The organism is Hymenobacter negativus (assembly GCF_017571495.1).
GTDB lineage: Bacteria > Bacteroidota > Bacteroidia > Cytophagales > Hymenobacteraceae > Hymenobacter > Hymenobacter negativus.
The window spans coordinates 104,058-123,854 of the sequence record NZ_JAGETZ010000017.1 but is presented as its reverse complement, the minus strand read 5'-3'; the positions used below and the strand labels follow the sequence as shown (position 1 = coordinate 123,854).

The following is a 19,797-nucleotide window of genomic DNA, read 5'->3' as shown; positions in this document are numbered from 1 at the left end:
TAGCGGGAAAAGAAAGCAGCCCCTACTCCACTGCCAAGCGTGACGCCTTACTGCCGGCGCGGACCACGTACACGCGCGTCGGCAGTGCCAGCGGGGCCGTGCCGGCAGCATCGTATATGGCCGTCGTAACGGGGCGGCCCAGCGCATCGAGCACCGTAATCAGCGTGCCGGGCGCGGTGCCTGTGAGCATGACCGCGCCGCCGTGGGCCGGGTTGGGGGAAATAGTGACGGTGTGGCTGAGTAACGGAGTGAGGGCCACGATGCACACGGGCAAGTAGGCGAACGTGCCGTCCCAGTCCACCTGCTTGAGAAACGTCCCCAGCGCCGCAGGTTCGTACCCCCCGTAATTGGGACGAGAAAAGCCGCGTAGCCGTGACAGATTTCCAACTGGGTCTGTCACCGCTACGCGGCTTTTGGCTTTTGGGCAGTCAGCTTCTACAAACCAATCGCCGCTACGCTACTCCGCCCGCACTTGGCCCGCCCCGGAAGCTTCGTAGCTGTCGTACTGAGACAAGGGAATGGTTGGGGCAAGCCAATCTAAATTTGACCCATGCCGCCATCTACGAAGAGTTCGATGCCGTTTACGAAGCTGGCATCCGGAGAAGCCAGGAACAGGGCGGCCGCGGCAATCTCCTCTGGGCGGCCCATCTCGCCACGCGGAATCATTGCGGCAACTTGGGCCACAAATTCTGGGCCGGTGGCGGCCATCATCGGCGTGTCAATCGCGCCCGGGCTCAGCAGGTTGACCCGGATGCGACGGTCCTGCAAGTCCACTAGCCACCCGCGCACGAATGCCCGAAGCGTCGCTTTGCTGGCGCTGTACACGCTGTTGGCGGGGTACCCTTTGATGGAGGCCCCCGACCCATTGAGCACAATGGAGCCTCCCGCCGCGAACAGGGGCAGCGCTTTCTGCACCGTGAAGAGCGTGCCGCGCACGTTCAGGTCGAAGATGGTATCGAAGAGGTCCTCGGTAATCTCCCCCAGTTTGCCGAAGCCGGCCGCCCCCGCGCTGGCAAAGAGCACATCGATTTTGCCCTTTTCCCGCCGAACCGTTTCGTACAGGCGGTCGAGGTCGGCCAAGTTAGCCGCGTCGCCCAGCACTCCTGTCACATTGCGGCCGACGGTGCGCACGGCTTCGTCGAGCTTCTCTTGGTTGCGGCCCGTGATGAAGACGTAGGCGCCTTCTTCCACAAATAATTTGGCGGTGGCCAATGCCATGCCTGAAGTACCGCCGGTAATGACGGCTACTTTTCCGGTGAGTTTTCCCATGCTATTGAATGGATTAGTTGATTTGCGTGACGCTTGCTGCGCAAAGGATGCGCGGTTCACGAAGCAAAATTCCAGCGCGGGGGAAGCCCCGACAAGTACGGAAAAGTTATTCGGCTACCGATACTTTTAGCTCATAGGGCGGTTTTAATCCCTATTCCCGAGTTCGCATTTTTAACCCAACCAACTCCCCGATGTACCAGAAGAAAATTGCCAATACCCTGGCCTGCGGCTCCGTCCTCACCAAGGAAGTCTTGCACGGCAAATGGAAATCCACCCTGCTCGCTTGCATTGCCCAAGGCATTCAGCGGCCCAGCGCCATGCAGCGCAGCATCCCCGGCGCCACGCGGCGCGTGCTCAACGTGCAGCTATCGGAGCTGGAGCAGCATGGCCTGGTTGGCAAAACCATCTTCCCCGAATTGCCGCCTAAAGTAGAATACCACCTCACTGACCTGGGCCGGTCCCTGCTGCCGGTGATTGAAGTGATGGAGCAATGGGGCAATGCCCATCGGACGGAACTGGAACAAGTACTGACGGTGAGCTTGGCAGAGATGCCCGGCTAACCAATAAGTAGCGCTTAGCTACCCCCGCAAGTCGGCCCGAAACAGGTTCTGGTCGAGTTGAAAACAGACAACGGCAGCGCGTCGGGACGGTTGGCGGTGTAGCTGATAATCGGGCGTGTTCTGCCATTAGGAAGCCCCCAACTTGCTGCCGTGCGGGTTGCAAGGGCAGATAAGCGGATGCAAACAAGGCCCGGGCATTATCAGGACGGCAAGCTAGTCGGCACAATCAACTCATTCTGAATGGAGGACGCGCGCTATAACGAAACAATTACTGTGACCGTACCCGTCGGGGCTGGTCCGACAGCGCAGCTCTGCGCCCGGTTATCGGCAGCACGCTGGCGCATAAGCACGGGCAAACAATCTGACCCGTCGGGACTGTTTCCTGCCGAGCTACTACGAAATGCTCCCTTCTTTTTGCCCCAATGAAGCCCAACTCCCTGGACGCCTTTTACACTGCCTCCCCGGCCAGTACCCTCCCGCCACCGGATATGGCGCAGGGCGTAGGGCATTTTAACGTGTTTCAGCTGGCGGACTTCATGCCGCGCACCAGCGAGCAGCCCCCGATGACGTTCAACCGGCGGGCCTACCACAAAATCACCCTCTGCCGCGGGCGCAGTCGGGTGGAGTATGCCGACCGCGCCCCGCACGACGCGCCGAACACCTTGTTTCTGGTGACGCCCCGCGTGCCCTATCGCTGGCTGCCACTTACGGAAACGCCCGAGGGCTATTTCTGCATTTTCAACGAGGCGTTTCTGCTACCCGCCCGGGCGGGGGGCGTGGTGCTGGATGAGCTGCCCATTTTTCAGCCCAGTGCCTACCCCGTGTGGGAAGTGGCCGAAGCCGACTACGCGGCCGTGGAAGCCATTTTTCAAAAGATGGCGCAGGAAATCACATCCACCTACGCCTATAAGCACGACCTCCTGCGCACGTACTTGTGGGAGTTGATTCACCTGGTGCAGAAGCTGCAGCCCGCCCCTGCCCTGCTCGCGACCCACAGTGCGTTGGAACGGGTGGCGACCCAGTTTGCCGACTTGATGGAACAGCAGTTTCCGCGCGAAAGCCCGCAACCGCCCCTGCGCCTGCGCACGGCCACCGACTACGCCAATCAGCTGGCCGTGCACGTCAACCACCTCAACCGCGTGCTCAAGGAAGCGACGGGCCAGACCACCACCGCTCTCATCAGCAGCCGCCTGACGCAGGAAGCCAAAATATTGCTGAAGCAAACGAACTGGAGCATTTCGGATATTGCCGATAGCCTGGGTTTTGCCGATGTGGCGCATTTCTGCACCTTTTTCAAGCGCCAAGTCGCCCAGACACCGGGCGATTTTCGGAATCTGGCCGTGTTTGGAATCTAAAACAGATGGTTTGATTGGCGAAGTTTCCCCGCTCCTCACCCACCGGACCTTTGTGGGGTACTCCTTCTCCGCCATTTGGAGGAGGCAAACCACTTAGGAATCATGGAAAACAAGAAAATTGCGCTGGTAACCGGCGGCAACAAGGGCATCGGCCTGGAGATTGCGCGAGGCTTGCTGCGGGCCGGTTGCCGGGTGTACCTGGGAGCGCGCGCGGCGGCTAATGGACAGCAAGCAGTAGCCGCTCTGGCGTCCGAAGGCGACGTAGTAGCCATCGAACTGGACTTGCTGAACCAGGACACCCTCGACGCGGCCGCTGCCCGGTTGCAGCGTGAGGTAGGCCACCTGGACATCCTGGTAAACAATGCCGGCATCAACGTCGCCGGTGATGGTGCGCCGGGTACGGCAACCGTGAGCAGCGTCGAGCAGGTGCTGAAAACCAACTTTCTGGGGACGCTGGCCGTCACCCAAACGTTCTTACCACTCCTCAAGCGCGCTGCGGCGGGGCGGATTGTCAGCGTGTCCAGCCCGTTGGGCTCGCTCACCCTTACGGGGCAGCACGACTGGCTCCTGTTGGGCTACTCGGCCTCGAAAGCGGCCGTGAACATGCTCACCGTACAGCTCGCCTACGAATTGCGCGATACGGCTATTAAAGTAAATTCGGCCAACCCCGGCTACACGGCCACCGACCTGAATGGCTTTGCCGGAACGGACACCCCCGAACAGGGAGCCGCCGAGGCCATCCGACTCGCCCTGTTGCCGGCCAATGGCCCCACAGGCACGGCCTCCTCGACGAGTGGCCCCACTCCCTGGTAAGAACAGCTAGTGCTAGCCGCGAAGAATAATCACCTTACCGCTAAGAAATAGGCGCGGCGTCCTGGCCCAAAGCAACCCGCGACCGGACGCGAATCGGCGGGCGTCACGGAGCAGTTCACCACCGTGAAGGGCAGCCCGTTGCTGTTGCCGCTGGGCATGGTCACGGTGACGAGGCTGCTGGTGGCTCCGGCCGGTACGGTGAGCACCAGTTGGGTGGCGCTGTTGCTGGTGAAGGAGGTCTGGGCCGTGCCATTGAAGCTCACGCTCGTGGCCCCACCCAGATAGCTGCCCGTGATGGTAACGCTGGTGTCCACCGGCCCGCTGTTGGGCACCAGGCTGGTAAGAATGGGCGCGGGCGGCTGGTTCAGCAGCACGCTCGCGTTGGCGCTGCCGGAGTTGGTCGCTAGGATGTTCAGGTTGCCATCGCCGTCCACGTCGCCCAAGGCCACGCGGCAGGAAGAATTACCCACGGTTAGTTAGAGCCGCTTCCAAACGTACCGCTGCCGTTATTTAAGCGTACCCTCACGTTAGTACCAGAGGTAGAACCGGTCACCAGGTCCAGGTCGCCGTCGCTTTCCACATCGCCCAGCACCATGCCATAAGCGGCGCTGGCCGTGTTTGCCATGGTGGTGCCCGTAAATGTGCCGCTGACCCCGTTTAGGCGCACGCTCACCACGGCCGGCGTGGTACCGCGCTTGCGCAGCGCGCCCCGCTGGGCCGAGAACACCCGCAGCCCGTTGTCGAGCCGGCAGTCAGCGGCTGGCCAAAGTCGACCTGTACCGGGCTGGTGGGGGCCGCGCTACGGGCATTGGCCACCGGCGACACCGCCGTGATGGTGGGGGCCTGGGCCCAAGCCATCCAGGGCAGCAAGGCCAGCAGCAAGAGCAGCCCAAGCAGGCGCACGTAGCCCGTACGCAGGCGAGAATAGGTTGCCGGCGAGTTCTTCGAGTAAGGTTGTTTCATGTAAAACGCGGGAATGTGGTGGCTGAATACTACAGTCTGGCTCCCCGACCAGGCAAGCTGCTATACTTAGAGCCGTTTCCAGAAGGTGTCCGCTTTCCGGTCCGACAGCAGAGCTGTCGAACCGGTTGCCTTTGCAGCGGTGCCGTTGCAGCGACACCACTGCGGCGGGCTAGCAGCTCACCCTTCAACCGGCCGGACGGCTCCCCGTCGGACCGGGCCAGCCCGTACAATACCCTGAGAATAACTCTAAGTATTGCCGCAAATCTGGAGGCACAAAGGTCCGGCCCTGACCCAAGCGGCGGTATGACATGAACATGTTGTTTTTCGACCTTGGCAAGATGCCGGACCAGCTAGTACACTAGGCGCTTGCTTTGGCCAAAGCCTGGCATCGGGCACCCGCCAATGGCCCAACGGCATCGGCCGCAACCGCTGCCTCATCCTTTTGTACTGCCGGCCGGAAGTTGGGAATTCGGACCCCTACGGCCTCTGCAAAAAGCCCCTGGCTGCTCCGGCAGTCAGGGGCTTTTTGCAGAGGCCGTAGGGGCCAGCCGATAACTCGGCTACGCCTACTCCACCGTGAGGCGCACGGCCTTGTTGCCGGCGCGCACCACGTACACGCCCGCCGGCAGCCCGGCTGGCAGCACTAGCGTGGCCGTGCCCGTGGCATCGGCCGGAGCGCTAGCTACTTCGCGGCCCAGCGCGTCAAACACGGCTACCACCGTGCCGGGCAGCGCACCCGTGAGCGTGGCCAAGCCGCCGTGGGCCGGGTTGGGGAAAACGGCGACGGAATGACCGAGTGACGGAGCGAGAGCCACCGAGCGCACGGGCGAGTAGTTAGCCGTGCCGTCCCGGTCTACCTGCCTGAGGCGGTAGTAGAGCAGGGCGGCGCCGGTGGGCAGCTTGCTGTCGAACAGACTGTAGGTATGCGGGGCGCTGCTGGTGCCGGCGGCGGGCACCGTGCCCACGCGCTCGAAAGCTTTGCCATCCAGGCTGCGCTCTACGTCAAAACTGGCGCTGTTCTTCTCGCTGGCCGTGGCCCAGGCCAGGCGTATGGCGGCGTTGTCCACCAGCGTGGCCGTGAAGTCGGTGAGCTCCACCGGCAGCGGGTTGGCCGCGTTGCCCAAGGTCCAGATGGAGAAGTCGGTGATGCCGGTTTTGGTGATGACGTTGCCGGCCACCGTGGTGCCACGCTGCGGAATCCAGGGCGTGCCCCCGCTTACCGACTTGAACATCGCCAGGTTGGCCACCGGGATGCTATTGAGTTCGTGAGCGAAATAGCTGAAGGCCAGCGTTACGTTCAGGCCAGCATTGGTGGCGGGCTGAATGTTGAAATTACGCAGGATGCTCTGGCTCGTGCCCGCTCCAGCAATGGCCGTGCCGGTGGTGCGCGTCACCAGCGTGGCACCGGGCGAGGCAGAACCAGCGGCTGGCGTCAGCGTCAGGCCCAACCCGGCGAAGGGCTCGGCTGTGCCGGCGGTCAGCGTCCGGTTCACCACTACTTTGCCCAGCACGTAGCTAGCGTCGCTCTCGCTTACGCTGGCCGAGCCGCCCAGGTTCACTTGGTAGGTGCCGGTGGTCAGGGTACCACTGGTCAGGGTCAGGGCCGAATTGATGGTGAGGGTCTGACCCAGCTGCACGGTGCCGCTGGCCTTGTTCACCACCAGCGTGGTGAAGGGCGTGGAGGTACTACCGCCCAGGGTTTGGGTGGCGGCGCTGCCCACAAACTGCACGGTGCCGGTTAGGGTGGCCGAGCCGTTGTTAGCAAAGCTGCCGTTCACTTGTAGCGTGCTGCCACCGTTCAGCGTGAGGCTGCCGCCCGCGTTAATGGTCAGGTCATTGGCGGCTTGGTTGGTACCCACGGTGGGATAGCGGGGCTGGCTGGTCGGAATCACCGCGCTGGTGGCAGCATCGGGCACCTGGCCGTAGCTCCAGTTCTGGCAGGCGGTCCAGCTGGTGCTGGCGCTACCGTCCCAGGTAGTGGTGGACGTGGGCGGCACACCTACCGCTACCAGGGCCTGGGCCGTGCTGGTGAGGCCACTGGCGTCGGTCACGGTTAGGGTCACGGGGGTGCCATTCACCACCGGCGCTGCGTCGGTGGTCCAAGTAGGGCTGCCCACGAAGGTGCCCACGTTGGCGGTCGTACCGGTGGCGTCGTTGATTAGGGTGCCACTGCCTTCGTTGAAGCGGTAATAAGCCACCAGGCCGGCTGTGCCACCGGGCAGGCCAATGCTTTTGGCGGCATTAATCTGGGCGGCCGTGCGGGCCACGTTCCAGATGCGTACCTCATCGAGGTTACCGTTGAAGGGCTCGCCCCCGCACACGCCCGGGCAGGTTGTGCCGATGGTGACATTGTCGGCGTTGGGCACGGTGTGAACGCCGGGGTTGTCCGTCATGATGGCCACGCCGTCGAGGTAGAGCGTGCGCGTGTTGGCCACGGCATCGTAGGTGGCTGCCACGTGGTGCCAGGCCCCACTCAGGTTGGCAGTATTCTGGACAATGTCCGGCCCCCACCAGTAGTTGACCAGCCCGATGCCGCGGAAGTCGTTGAACAGACGCAGGGCGTTCACTTGCGGACCGTTGCCGTAGTTGCCCCAGCCGATGATGCCATAGTTGCCCATGGCGGTGGGCTTAATCCATGCTTCGAGCGTGTAGGAGCTGTTGCCAATGGGCAGGCTATTGCCCGGTGCCACGGTGATGTACTGGTTGGTGCCGTTCAAGCTCAACGAGCTGGCCACGGTGGCCGGCACGGCATCGGTGCAGCTGAAGGTGCTCGGCGACACGCTCAGGCTGCCGGCCGTAGCCGGGCCGCAGTTGGCCGTGCTGCCGTTGTTCACGGCGGTGGCAGCCACGGTGGCGTTGCCGTTCACGTCCAGCGTCACGGTGGTGTTCCGAGTCACAGCCACCGGAGCCGCGCACGTCGGTACCGTGATGACGTTGGAGGGGCCGCCTTGGCCGGTTGCGCTGGTTTTGTCGGCCCGCACGCGGTAGTAGTACGTGGTGCCAGCAGTCAGGCCCGTCACAGCTTTGCTGAGCGTGGGCGCAGCCACCGTAAAGGGCGAGCCGCTGACCATCGAGGAGAAATCAGCTGCCGTCGACACGTCGACTAGGTAGTTGGTTACCGTGCCGGTGGTCGGAGCCGTCCAGTTGGCGGTGAAGCTGGTGCTGGCCGTGGCCGTGGCGGCCGTGGCCGTGGGCACCACTAGCGCGTAGCTTTCCACCCAGTTTGAGGTGCTGCCGGTGAGGGCAGCGGTCAGCAGCGTGCCGTGGCTAGCAGTGCTGGTCAGGTCGTAGAGCATGGTCAGGCCAGTGTTGGGGCCGTTGGGCGTGCCCTCGTCGAAGGAATAGTAGCCGGTCAGGTTGGTTTCGTTGCCCACCAGCGGGGTGGTCATAGCCGCTTGGAGCTGGGCCGGGGTGCGGGCCACATTCCAGAGGCGCACCTCGTCGAGGCTGCCGGGCCAGAAGTAGCTGCCGTTGCCAAACGAGCCAATGCCCAGCGAGGCAGTGGGACTAGCCGAATTGGTATTGGTCAAGGTATTTTGGGCCACGCCATCCACGTAAATGGTGAGCTGGGTGCCGTTGCGAACGCCGGCTAAGTGGTGCCAGCGGTTGTCGTTGATAAGCGAAGTGCTCACGCAGGCCGTACCGCCGGATATAGAAACGGCCGCCCGCTGGTTGGACATGCCCAGCCAGTAGTCGTTGCCACCGCCCGCGCTACCCATTGCCACAAAGTTGCTGGTGCTGCTGCTATTGGTGCGCACCCAGGCTTCGAGCGTGAAGCTGCCCGTGCCGAAGGTGGGAGCCGCCGCCGTCCGCACCTCGTCATCTACTCCGTCAAAGGCCAGGGCATTGCCGGGAGGCAGCAGCCGGGTGAAGGTCGTGCTGCTGGCCGTGCCGCCGGGCGTGGTCACGCTGCTGCTGCCGGTGGCCGTGGCCCCAGCCGGCACCTTGAAGGTGATGCTGCTAGCCGTATTGGATAGGATAGTAGCCGCTGCTCCGTTGATGGTCAGGCTGGTGGCTCCGCTTAGGTCCGTGCCCGTGAGGGTGACGGGAATGCCCGCGCCCGCCGGGTTGGGCGAGAAGCTGCTGATAGCAGGCGGCGCAAAGTTGAGGCGCACGCTGGCCGTATTGACGCCGACGGTGAAGTTGGCGGTCACGAAGTCGAGGTCGCCGTCGTTGTCAAGGTCGCCTAGCCGCAGCGACGATGGTGAGCCGGCGACGGTCAGGTTAGCACTGGCTGAAAAGACTCCGCTGCCGTTGTTCAGGCGTACGGCCACCGTGTTAGTATTGGCGTTCGCGGTCAGAAAGTCCAAGTCGCCGTCGGCATCCACGTCGCCCACGGCCAAGCTGTTGGGATAGCTGCTGCCCGCTCCCACGTTCACTAAGGTGCCGGTGGGGAAGGTGCCGGTGTTCAGGCCGCTGTTGGGATACACGTAAACGCCAATCGAAAAAAAGCTGTTTACCAGCAGGTCCAGGTCGCCGTCGCCGTCAGTATCGGCCAGAGCAACATCGTTGTAAGGGCTGCTCACGTTCAGCGTGGCGCTGTTGGTAAAGGTGCCTGCGCCATTGTTGCTGAACACCCGTACTTGGTTCACGTCACCGTTGGTCGCCACAAAGTCCAGGTCACCGTCGCCGTCAATGTCGCCCAAGGCCAATCCGTAGGTGGCGGTGCTGGCCAAGGTGATGTCGGCATTGGTGGTAAACAAGCCGCTGCCGTTGTTGAAACGCACGATAATCTTGCCGAAAGTAGCCCCCAGCAGGTCGAGGTCGCCGTCGCCGTCCACGTCGCCCAACACTATTTCCTGGCACGCGGTGGTCAGGTCGGTACCGTTCACGAAGGTGCCGTTGCCCTGGTTTAGGCGCACACTTATCACGCTACTGTTCACGTTGGCTACCAGCATATCCAGGTCGCCGTCGCTGTCGATGTCGCCCAGCTTCACGCTGTACGGGTTATTAGACCCCGCTACGGTGGTTGGGGCATTGAAGGTACCATTGCCAGTATTCAGACTGATGCTGATATTACTGGAGCTATAGTTGGCCACGGCCAAGTCCAGGTCGCCGTCACCGTCGAGGTCGCCGGTAGCCACGCTATAGGGCCGGGAGCCCATCACCAGGTCGGAGCCTCCCGCGAAGGTGCCCCGGCCCGCGCCGCTGGTAGCCGTGGTGAATTGGTACACCTGCTTATTGGTCGGGGCCCCGGCGCTGCTTTGCACCGTGGCCGGAATCGTCACGCTCACCAACTCGCCCGCCAGGAAATTGCCGCCGGTGGGCGTGAGGGTGGCCGTGTTGCCGCTCACGGCCGTGGTAGCCGTGCGCAAGCCCTTGTACTGGCCAGAGAACACCCGGATGGTGGCGGCCGAAGCCGCCGTCGGGGCCTGGTCGAAGGTGACGGCCACGGCCGTGCCAGTGGCCGCCGCGCGGGCGTTGCGGGCCGGGCTTAGGGCCGTCACGTTCAGCGGCAGCAGCACCGTGAAGGTGCCGGTGCTGATGCCCGTGCCGCCGGGCGTAGTTACCGAAACGGTGCCCGTAGTGGTGCCCGCCGCCACGGTAGCCGTAATCTGGGTGGCCGAGTTCACCGTGAAGCCACTAGCCGCCGTGCCGTTGAAGGCCAAGGCCGTAGCCCCGGTGAAGCCCGTACCGGTGATGACCACCGGGGTGCCCACTACCCCACTGGTAGGGCTCAAGCCCGTAATGGTGGGAACGGGCAGGGTTGTCAGGCTGATGACGTTAGAGTTGCCGCCCTGGCTGGTCACCGACGTTTTGTCGGCCCGCACGCGGTAGTAATAGGTCGTGTTGCTAGTCAGACCAGTGATGCTCAAGCTAGTGCCACTGGCGACCGTGAAGGGCGAGCCACTGATAACCGAGGCAAAGGTGCTGCTCGTCGACACGTCCACCCGGTAGCCGTTATCCACGGTGCCGAGGGCCGGAGCCGTCCAGTTGGCCGTGAAGCTGGTGCCGACAATGATGCTGGCCGCTGTGGCGGTGGGCACAACCAGCGCGTAGCTCTCCAGGTAGTTCGAAGTCGTAGTGCCCGCCAACGCGAAGTTGGTGAGCGTGCCGGCGTAGGCGGTGCTGGTCTGGTCGTAGAGCGTGGTCTGGCCGGTGTTGGTACCGCCGCTCGTGCCCTGGTCGAAGTTCACGTAGAATTTCAGGCTGGCCGGCACACTGGCCGCCGTGCTCCGCATGTCGGCCTGAATATTGGCCTGGGTCAGAGCGGTAGTGTAGATGCGTACCTCGTCGAGGCGGCCGTTTAGCAGGTTGGTGTAAACCTGCGACTTGCCTAGCGTGAGGTTGGCTGAGGCGGCTATGCTGCTGGTAGTGGAGGTACTGGTTTCCGGCACGCCGTTTATATACAGTTGCATGGCGCTGCCGTTCCATACGGCTGCCACGTGCGCCCAGCGGTTGGCGGGCAGCGAAGTAGCCGTGCCGTCGGTGCGCTGCCAGGTGCTGCTGCCGGTGCCGGCGGACCACACTTCGGCGTGCAGGGTGTTGCCGTTGAGGTACAGGTTGTAGTCGCCGTCCTTGCGGATAATCGACTCGGGCCCGCTGCCGCCGTCGTAGTACACCCAGGCCTCCATCGTGAAGGAGCCGGGGCCCAGGTTGTTCACCGCCGGGGTGCTGCCGAAGGCCACGAAGTCGTCCGCACCGTCGAATGCCAGGGCGTTGCCGGGCGGCGTCAGGGCGGCGCTCACGCTCAGGGTAGCGTTGCTAGCCGTGCCGCCGGCGGTGGTCAGGCTGGTGGTGCCCAAGCCGGTAGCGGCCGTCAGCGGTACCCGGAAGGTGGCGCTGGTACCGGTATTGTTCGCGATGCTGGCCAGGGTTATGGTGGCGCCGTTTACCGTTAGGGCCGTGATGCCGGTCAGGTTGGCGCCGGTTACGGTTACGGCCTGGCCCTGCAGGGCCGGGTTGGGCGCGAAGCTGCTGATGGTGGGCGCGAAGGGCATGCCCAGCAGCACTGAGGCATTGTTGCCGCCGTTGTTGCCAGTGGCAATATCGAGGCGGCCGTCGTTGTTCACGTCGCCCAGCACCACGCCAGTGGAGTTGCTTCCGGTAGTGTAGTCGGTTGTAGCGCCGAAGCTGCCGGTGCCGGTACCCAGCAGCACCGAGGCCGAAGACGCGCCGTAGTTGGCCGTCACGATGTCAAAAACACCGTCGCCGTTTACATCGCCCAGGGCAAGGTTGCGCACGTTGCTGCCGATGGTAAAGTTGGTAACGGCCCCAAAGGTGCCAGTACCCGAGCCCAACAGCACCGAGGCCATATTGGGGTTGCTGTTGCCCACCACCATATCCAGCTTGCCATCGGCGTTCAGGTCGCCCAGCGCCACACAGTTGGCGTTAACACCAGTAGTGTAGTCGGTTTTAGTGCCGAAGCTGCCGGTGCCGGTACCCAGCAGCACCGAGGCATTATTGCCACTATTGTTGGCAGTGGCGATGTCGAGCTTGCCATCACCGTTTACGTCGCCCAGGGCCAAGCCGATGGGGAAGGTGCCGGTGGTGAAGTCAGTTCTGACGCCGAAGCTGCCCGCGCCGTTACCCAGCAGCACCGATACGTTGCTACTGCCGCCATTAGCCGTCACAATGTCGAGGTTGGCGTCGCCGTTCACGTCGCCCAGGGCTACGTTGTAGACGTTGGTCCCGGCCGTGAAGCTAGCGGCTGCTCCCAATGTACCAGTGCCCGAGCCCAGCAGCACCGAAACGTTGCTGGTGCTATAATTGCCTGTCACCACGTCGAGTTTGCCGTCGTTGTTTACGTCGCCGATGGCTACGGCATCGGGGCCAGTGCCGCAGGTGTAAGACGTGGCCGAGCCAAAGCTGCCGGCCCCGGTCCCCAGCAGCACCCACACGTTGGTACCGTTGGCCGAGCCAATAGGGCCGTAGTTCGTCGTCACCATATCGAGCAGGCCGTCGGCATTGAGGTCGCCCAGCGCCACGCCGAAGCTGTTAGCGGCGGCGTAGTCGGTTTTAGCAGCGAAGGTGCCGGCACCAGTCGTGGTGGCCGTGGTGAATTGGTATACGAAAGGCGCGGCCACTAGCCCGCCCGCGCCGAGCACGGTAGCGGGCACGCTTACGCTCACGGTTTCGCCGGGCTTAAAGGAGGTAACCGTCGTGCTGGCCGTAGCCGCGAAGCTGGCTGTGCTGCCAGCCACCGTCACGGTGCCAGCTTTGCGGCCGCCGGCCTGGGCCGAAAAGACTTTCAGGTTGACTGCCGAAGCGGCCGTTACGGATTCGGTAAAGGTGACGGCCGTGGCCGAGTTGGCCAGGGGCGCCGTGCGGGTGTTGGCGGCCGGGTTGGCGCTGGCCACGTTCAGCAGCACTGTAAAGGTTGTATTGGCCGCGCTGGTGCCGCCGGGAGTGGTCACCGTAATGCTCTGCGTATTGCTGGCCCCGGCCGGCACTGCGAAGGTTAGGCTGGTGTTGTTTATCACTGTAGGCGTCACGGCAATGCCGTTTACGCTCAGACCGGTCGCGCCCGTTAAGTTGGTACCGGTCAGCGTCACGCTGGTGCCGGCGGCTCCGGTCGTTGGCAGGAAGCTCGCGATGGTAGGAACGGGAGGCTGGTTCAGTCGCACGAATAGCGCACTGCCATTATTGGCGGCTCCGGCCAGGTCCAGGTCGCCGTCATTGTCGAGGTCGGCCAGGGTCAGGTAGAACATGGCATTAGCTGCCGCGATGCTGCTGGCAGCGCCAAAAGTGCCACTGCCGCTGTTCAATAACAGGTAGAAGCCAGTGCCACCGCGGCTGCCGGCCATCAGGTCGAGGTCGCCATCGGCGTCTACGTCGCCCACAGCCAAGCCCGAGGCAGTAGTAGGCACGGTGTAGGTGCTGTTGCCCCCGAAGCTGCCTGTGCCATTGTTGTTGTTCAAGCGTACCGATACCGATGCCACACCCTCGTTGGCCGTCACCATATCCAGAGCACCGTCGTTGTTCACATCAGCCAAGGCCAAGCCATTGGGGTTAGCCCCAACGGCCGCGCTCGAGCCGCCCGAGAAAACGCCGCTGCCATTGTTGAGCCGCACCACCACAACGGAGTTGGTGTAGTCGGCCACGGCATAATCGAGGTCGCCGTCGTTGTCTACATCGCCGAGCACCACGTAGGTCGAGTTAACCGAGCCCGTGTAAGTGGTCGGGGCGGTGAAGCTACCGCTGCCGTTGTTGAAATATATGCCCACTGCTCCGCCGCCGCTCGAAACGGGCACTACTAGGTCGAGGTCACCATCGGCGTCGAGGTCGCCCAGAGCGGCTTTGCGTGGGTCGTTGCCACTGCTATTCGCCGCCGTCAGAGCGGTGAAGACGCCGCTGCCGTTGTTACGCATTACCGAGATGGAGCCACCGCTGGTAGGCACCACCAGGTCGAGGTCGCCATCGCTGTCGAGGTCGCCGGCCGTGAGCGAGAAGCCCCCGCCGGCGCTGGCGTAGGCCGTGCCGACGCCGTAGCTACCGCCGCCCGTACCTAGGCGAATAGTCAGGCCGCCGCCGGTATCGGCCAGGTCCAGCGTGCCGTCCCCGTTGAAGTCAGCCGCGATTACCTCGTAGCCGCCACCGCCCGCGGCGATGGTGCTGCCGGGCAGAAAGTTGCCCCGTCCCGTGCCGCTTACGGCGGTCGTAAACTGGTACACCTGCTTGTTGGTCGTAGTGGCTCCGCCAGTGCTGGCTACCGCAGTTGGAATGGTGGTAAATACCGTTTCGCCTGCTTTGAAGTCGGTGATTGGGTTGAAGGTGACAGTGCCACCGCTGGTGCTGTAGCTGCCGGACTTCCTACCCCCAGCCTGCCCCGAGTACACCTTGATATTACCAGCCGTGGTGTTGTCAATACTCTGCGAAAAGCCGATTAACACGTTGCTGTTCGCCGCAGCTACCTTGCTATTACGCGTGGGCGAAAGGCTGGTTACAGCCGGCGGGTCCACCGTAAACGAAGCCGACGTAAACTGCGTGTAGGTGTTGTTGCTGGGCGGCGTAATACTGCCTACCAGTATACCGTCAATGTACACGTTGAGTTGCTGGTTGTAAGGGGCACCGCAGCAGTTGGTGCGCTGGGTGGTTAAAAACTTCACCTGGTAGGTGCCGGTGCCCAGCACCAAAGTCTGCTGAATAGTTGACGTGCGCTGCATAAAGGCCACCTGAAACCCTTCGAGGGGCGTAGGGGGGCTAAAACCACCGCCTGCTTGGCTGAGGCCCGACTCCCCGTTGAACACCCAGGTTCCGCCAGTTGGGTTATACTGATAGTTGCCGGCGCCCACGGTAGGTGCTTCAAAGCCGGCGTTGGCTATGGCGCTGCCAATCACGGCGCTATTCGATACCTGCACAATCTGCACCTGGTCGACAAAGGCTGTCACGTCGCCACCGCCATTGCCTGTGCCCTGAATGGTGAGCACGGGGTTGGTAGCGTGGGCCGCACCGGCGGCCAGCAGCAACACCAGCAGCAACTGAAATATAAAGGATACGGGCCCGCCCACGCGGGCCGCCATGTATGAGCCAGCACGACTGGTGGTGCCTTGGTGGGCAATCGGGTAAAAGTGTTTCATCAAATTGAACGGGGTTAGTATTGCTATGGAAATAGGCTTCCTGGTGCGATTTTCAGGTCAAGCAGACCTCCAACGGCAACCGAGGCGACACACCAGCCTACAAGTCCCAATAGAAGTCATTTGGACCGGCTGCATGCTAGCGCAAAGGTCAACCGTAGAACAAAGCTGCGGTATGACATAAACATGTTGTTTTTCAGAGCTACCCCCTGCCCTACTGCCAGGTAAAAACCCATTATATCAACAGATAAGCCAGCTTATACTTGAGCAAATAACAAGAGTACAGATAAAACATTTTATTATACTATTCTACTAAATATCTCTGGCAAAGGCTGCCGATTGGGTGGGCTGTCCGCGATGGCCATTTTGCCCCAACCTGCTAGCTGTGCGCAGAATGTAGTAACCAGCAAAAAGGGCGAGCCAACTGGCCCGCCCCTTTTAGGGCAATGCTCGTGCTGCCGACGCTCTGCTCCACCACAGACGCAGGCCTTAGACAAGTATGCACCACTAACAAGTTGCCACTTACGCCTTGCTTCGGTTGCGTTGGAAGGTCTTTCCAGACAGCAGTTCGCTGCAAAACGTCCGCCCCGCCAGGGAGAGCTATTGCCGGGACTGGTCGCTGCCGTTCTGTTTTATACGGCTATGCTATCGATACCTTTTTGCAAGGCGGTGGGCTGAAAATCCGGCAGTTTGACTCCTTCGGCCCGGGCTACAGTGACATCCCTGAGGCCCAGGAATCCCAACATCCAGCGCAGGTAGGGCGTGGCAAAATCGGCGGACTACTGCGGGCCTTCGGATTAGATGCCACCGCTTGCCACCGCCAAGTATACCTTTTTGCCCGTTATCAGCCCCTCCGGGCCGGTAGGAGTGTAGCGGGACGTGATACCCGCCCGCGTGAGGTGGTCGAGCCACGACTTGAGCGAAGATGGGATAGTGAAGTTGTAGAACGGTACCCCAATGACGAGGACATCGGCCGCCATTAGCTGCGCGATGGCCTCATCCGTTTGACTTACGGAACGGTCCGACGGTTCCGCTGTCGAACCAGTTGTCGTTGCCCGGAGAGCAACTGCAGGGCTTTTCAGCTGCGGCCGGCGCGGTGGCGGGCCAGCATCTCGGCTTTGGAGGTGACTTCCAGCTTATCATAGATGCGCCGGATGAAGGTGCGCACGGTGTTGAGGGTGATGCCCATGCGCTCGCCTACCAGGCGGTAGCTCAAGCCTTCTTCGATGGCCTGCACTAGCTGCATCTCGCGGGCCGTGAGCACCTGCGTCAGGGACGGCACGGGCTGGAAGTGGCGCACCACGTGCCGCGCAATGGCCGGCGACATCGGCGAGCCACCTTCCATTACTTCCAGCAGGCTGGCTTTCACGTCGCGCAGTAGGGTGGTTTTCAAAAGGTAGCCCACCGCTCCGGCGCACAGGGCCTGAAATAGCCGTTCGGCGTCGTTGTAAACGGTGATGAGAACGACTTCGGCCTGGGGCAACACTCGTTTGATGCGCGGCAGTCCCTCAATGCCCGTCAGGCCGGGCAGGCCGATGTCGGAAAGAATGAGGCGGGGTTGGCGACGGGTGCTTGGCAGCTCAGCCAGAAACTCTTCCACCGAGCCCGCTACCAGCACGCAGTCAAATTCGGGCTGCGCGCAGAGGTAAGTGGCATAGGTTTGCCGAATGGTCGGCTGGTCTTCAATGATGGCAAGGGGAATGGTGCTCTGCATAAGGCAAAACTACCGGCCCCGGAAAAGCACCGATAGCGCATTTTGATGCGACAAGACAAGTTTTTTGAGGCGAAACAGCCGTGTGGTACAAGTACCCCAAAGCACGGAGCGCGGGCTACTTGCACCATACGGCTGTCGTCACCCCACGGGCACTTCTACTCGCACGGCAAAGCCACCGGTTGGCAGCGCGGCGGCCGTGGCATTGCCGCCCATGGCCTGGGCCCGCGTCCGAATGTTGCGCAGGCCATGACCAGAGCTGCGCCCCGGGGTGGCCGAAGTACGGAGCACGGGGCCGTCATTCACGATTTCCAGTACCAGAAGGTGGCCCTGGCGGTGCAGGCTCACGGTCACGGTGGCCGGCACCGGGGCATATTTCAGGATGTTGTGCAGCGCTTCCTTGTAGATGAAGTAGAGGTGGCGACGCACCGGCGCGGGCAGACTAGGGTTTTCTGAGGGCGCATCCACCACGAAGCGCACGTCGCGGCCGGCGGGCACCAGCACCTCGTGGGAGTAGTCGCGCAGGCGGTCGAGCAGGTTCGGTACGGTATCGTTGTGGGCATCCAGGTTCCACACTACATCGTTGAGCTGGCGCACGGCCATGCGGCTGTTGTCGGCCACCCCGGCCCAGAGCGCAGGCTGCTCGTGGGCGGGGGCCAGGCCCTCCTGAAGCAGGTCGGTTTGCAGGGCAATCTGGCTGAGCAGGGTACCCACGTCGTCGTGCAGGTCGGCGGCCAGTTGGTTGCGCAGAGCGGCTTCGCGGCGCTGCTGGCGCCGGCGGTAGGCCCCTATTCCGGCCCCGGTCAGCAACAACGCCCCCACTCCTACCCCACCCAGCAGCACCCGGGTGCGCACGGTGCGCTGGCTTTCCTCCAGCTCCGCGATGCGGCGCTCCTGCTCCAGGGCCCGGATGCGGGCCTGCTGCTCAGTTTGCTGAAAGCGGGCCTGGGCCGTGGCCACGGCGTCGAGGCGCTCGCGGTTGAGGAGGGTATCGCGCAGGGCGGTGTAGCGGCGCAGGGTGTCGTAGGCCTCGGGCCGATGCAGGGTAGCCAGTAGCGCGGCAGTCATGTCCAGGCCCTGCGCCACCGAGGCATCATCGCCTAGCCGCCGAAACAAGGTGGTGGCTTGCCGCACCCGGTCGAGGGCCAGCTGCGGCTGTCGCTCCCGCTGGGCGAGGTCGGCCAAGTGCAGCCAGGCTTCTCCTTCGGTCTGAAAATCGGCCTGGGCGTGGCTCACCCGCAGGGCGCGCAGCCAGGTAGCAGTAGCCGAATCGGGCTGGTGTTCCAGCATCTGAATGGTGCCCAGCTGGAGCTGAAGCTTGGTGAGCAAGGGCGAATCGGGCTGGGGTAGCAGAGCCAGGCCCTGCTTTACCAGAGCTCGCGCCTGCCGGAGCTGCCGGGCACTGGCATCGTCGGCCAGATAACCGTTGGCCAGGTTATGTAGCACCAGCAGCTCGCCGCGCACGTTGCGGGGCCGGCAGGCCGCGTAGGCCCGTTGCGCCTGGGTAAAATAGGTGCGGGCCAGCGAGTCGTTTTGCAAGGCCGTTGCCACGTTGCCCAGGCCCAGGTAGGCATGGCCGAGATTTCGCAGGTCGTGCATTCGCTGCGCCACCCGTAGTTCGGCCTCAAAGGTGCGTTGTGCGGCGGGGTAGTCGGAACTGTAGTAGTAGGTTGCCGCCAGGTTGTTGAGGGCCTGCACTTCGCCCCTGCCAAACCGCCGCCGGCGGGCCAAGGCCAGGGCCAGTCCACTGTATCGGCGGGCGCTGTCCAGGTCAGTTGATATGTAGAAGGTGCTGAGGCCAATCAATGCCATTACCCGCGCGGTGTCGGGCTGGCCAGGGCGGCGCAGCTGCGCCCGCAACGAATCGGGTAATGCAGGAACGCTAGGAACTGGGCCCGTTCCGGTGGGCTGAGCCCAGGCCGTCTGACCAAGTAGCAATCCAACAAACAACAATGTTATTCTTACTGACAAACACATAATAAGCCACGACACACAAACCGGCAAGGTCCGCAGAAACGCCCGAATATTCATACGCGGTGGAGCAGAAATGCGGTTTCGTTTCCCAACAGCTGCACTACAACGGCTACTTAACGAACTGCCCTACTTCTTGGCCCGAAACGACCAAGTAAGGCGGAATACGGCTACCACGTCGCCGGCCTCATCGAGGCCAGTACTCGTGCAGACCACCGTGCGGCCTTCGCCGGTAGCGCGGCTCTCGGCTACGGCCTGGGCTATCTGCGGGCCATCGGGGCAGGTGAAGCGGATAAGGCCGACGGCTTTTTTGGTAAAATCACCTTCCAGCTTCACCACCAACATGGACACGGGCCCGCCGGCCTGCACGTGCATCATGGCTTGGATGCCGCTGGCCAGCTCCGCCGCCATGGCCAGGCAGGCAAAATAGATGCTTCGAAACGGGTTTTGGGTAAGGTACTTGAAGCGGATGGTGACCGTGGCCGCTTCCGACGTGAGCGCTGTGAGGCGCAGCCCCGCCAGCCAGGCCATGGGCAGCTTGCGCAACATGAAGAGCCACAGCTTTGCGGGGCTGAGGACCTGGCGGCGGAAAGCGGCGGCCTGCGGGGAGTCGGTGGTGGGCATCATGAAGCGAAGGT

13 protein-coding genes are annotated in these 19,797 nt (G+C 62.8%); 3 read left to right on the top strand and 10 right to left on the bottom strand.

The features are described 5' to 3' along the window. Window positions 1–22 precede the first annotated feature (22 nt). Both J4E00_RS25720 and J4E00_RS25715 read right to left on the bottom strand, forming a co-directional pair. The gene (locus tag J4E00_RS25720; protein ID WP_208178214.1) at window positions 23–400 is read right to left on the bottom strand and encodes a hypothetical protein; all 378 of its coding nucleotides are present in this window, start codon (window positions 398–400) and stop codon (window positions 23–25) included. Between the two features lie 137 nt (window positions 401–537). Beyond that, window positions 538–1,269, bottom strand: coding sequence for an SDR family NAD(P)-dependent oxidoreductase (locus J4E00_RS25715; protein WP_208178213.1), 732 nt, complete (start codon window positions 1,267–1,269; stop codon window positions 538–540). A 191-nt stretch (window positions 1,270–1,460) separates the two neighbouring features. Here J4E00_RS25715 and J4E00_RS25710 point away from each other — a divergent pair, with 191 nt between their 5' ends. The 3 genes from J4E00_RS25710 (at window position 1,461) to J4E00_RS25700 (ending at window position 3,997) form a co-directional block, all read left to right on the top strand. Continuing rightward, on the top strand, window positions 1,461–1,829 hold the full coding sequence (locus J4E00_RS25710; protein ID WP_208178212.1) for a winged helix-turn-helix transcriptional regulator: 369 nt from the start codon (window positions 1,461–1,463) through the stop codon (window positions 1,827–1,829). Window positions 1,830–2,251: 422 nt separating this feature from the next. Next, window positions 2,252–3,184, top strand: a complete 933-nt coding sequence (locus tag J4E00_RS25705) for a helix-turn-helix domain-containing protein (RefSeq protein WP_208178211.1) — start codon at window positions 2,252–2,254, stop codon at window positions 3,182–3,184. 102 nt (window positions 3,185–3,286) lie between these two features. Further along, window positions 3,287–3,997, top strand: a complete 711-nt coding sequence (locus J4E00_RS25700) for an SDR family oxidoreductase (protein ID WP_208178210.1) — start codon at window positions 3,287–3,289, stop codon at window positions 3,995–3,997. A gap of 29 nt (window positions 3,998–4,026) precedes the next feature. Here the strand turns inward: J4E00_RS25700 and J4E00_RS25695 are convergent, their stop codons facing one another. The 8 genes from J4E00_RS25695 to J4E00_RS25660 all read right to left on the bottom strand — a co-directional run bounded on the left by J4E00_RS25695 (window position 4,027) and on the right by J4E00_RS25660 (window position 19,786). Then, a complete protein-coding gene (locus tag J4E00_RS25695; RefSeq protein ID WP_208178209.1) occupies window positions 4,027–4,467 on the bottom strand; it encodes an IPT/TIG domain-containing protein in 441 nt (146 codons plus the stop codon). Between the two features lie 2 nt (window positions 4,468–4,469). Next, complete coding sequence (locus J4E00_RS25690) at window positions 4,470–4,622, bottom strand: hypothetical protein (RefSeq protein WP_208178208.1); 153 nt, start codon at window positions 4,620–4,622, stop codon at window positions 4,470–4,472. Between the two features lie 44 nt (window positions 4,623–4,666). Then, on the bottom strand, window positions 4,667–4,960 hold the full coding sequence (locus J4E00_RS25685) for an Ig-like domain-containing protein (protein ID WP_208178207.1): 294 nt from the start codon (window positions 4,958–4,960) through the stop codon (window positions 4,667–4,669). A gap of 566 nt (window positions 4,961–5,526) precedes the next feature. Next, window positions 5,527–15,480 carry an FG-GAP-like repeat-containing protein gene (locus J4E00_RS25680; protein WP_208178206.1) on the bottom strand — a complete coding sequence of 3,318 codons (9,954 nt, stop codon included), beginning with the start codon at window positions 15,478–15,480 and terminating at the stop codon, window positions 5,527–5,529. 794 nt (window positions 15,481–16,274) lie between these two features. After that, window positions 16,275–16,559 carry an NAD(P)H-dependent oxidoreductase gene (locus tag J4E00_RS29900; protein WP_208178232.1) on the bottom strand — a complete coding sequence of 95 codons (285 nt, stop codon included), beginning with the start codon at window positions 16,557–16,559 and terminating at the stop codon, window positions 16,275–16,277. Next, window positions 16,556–17,191, bottom strand: coding sequence for a response regulator transcription factor (locus J4E00_RS25670; RefSeq protein WP_208178205.1), 636 nt, complete (start codon window positions 17,189–17,191; stop codon window positions 16,556–16,558). Before J4E00_RS25670 ends, J4E00_RS29900 begins: the two co-directional genes overlap by 4 nt. Window positions 17,192–17,329: 138 nt before the next feature. After that, entirely contained in the window at window positions 17,330–19,048 is a 1,719-nt protein-coding gene (locus J4E00_RS25665; RefSeq protein WP_208178204.1) for an ATP-binding protein, read from the bottom strand. A 240-nt stretch (window positions 19,049–19,288) separates the two neighbouring features. Next, window positions 19,289–19,786: a PaaI family thioesterase gene (locus J4E00_RS25660; RefSeq protein WP_236050153.1), complete on the bottom strand. Its 498-nt coding sequence runs from the start codon at window positions 19,784–19,786 to the stop codon at window positions 19,289–19,291. Window positions 19,787–19,797 lie beyond the last annotated feature (11 nt).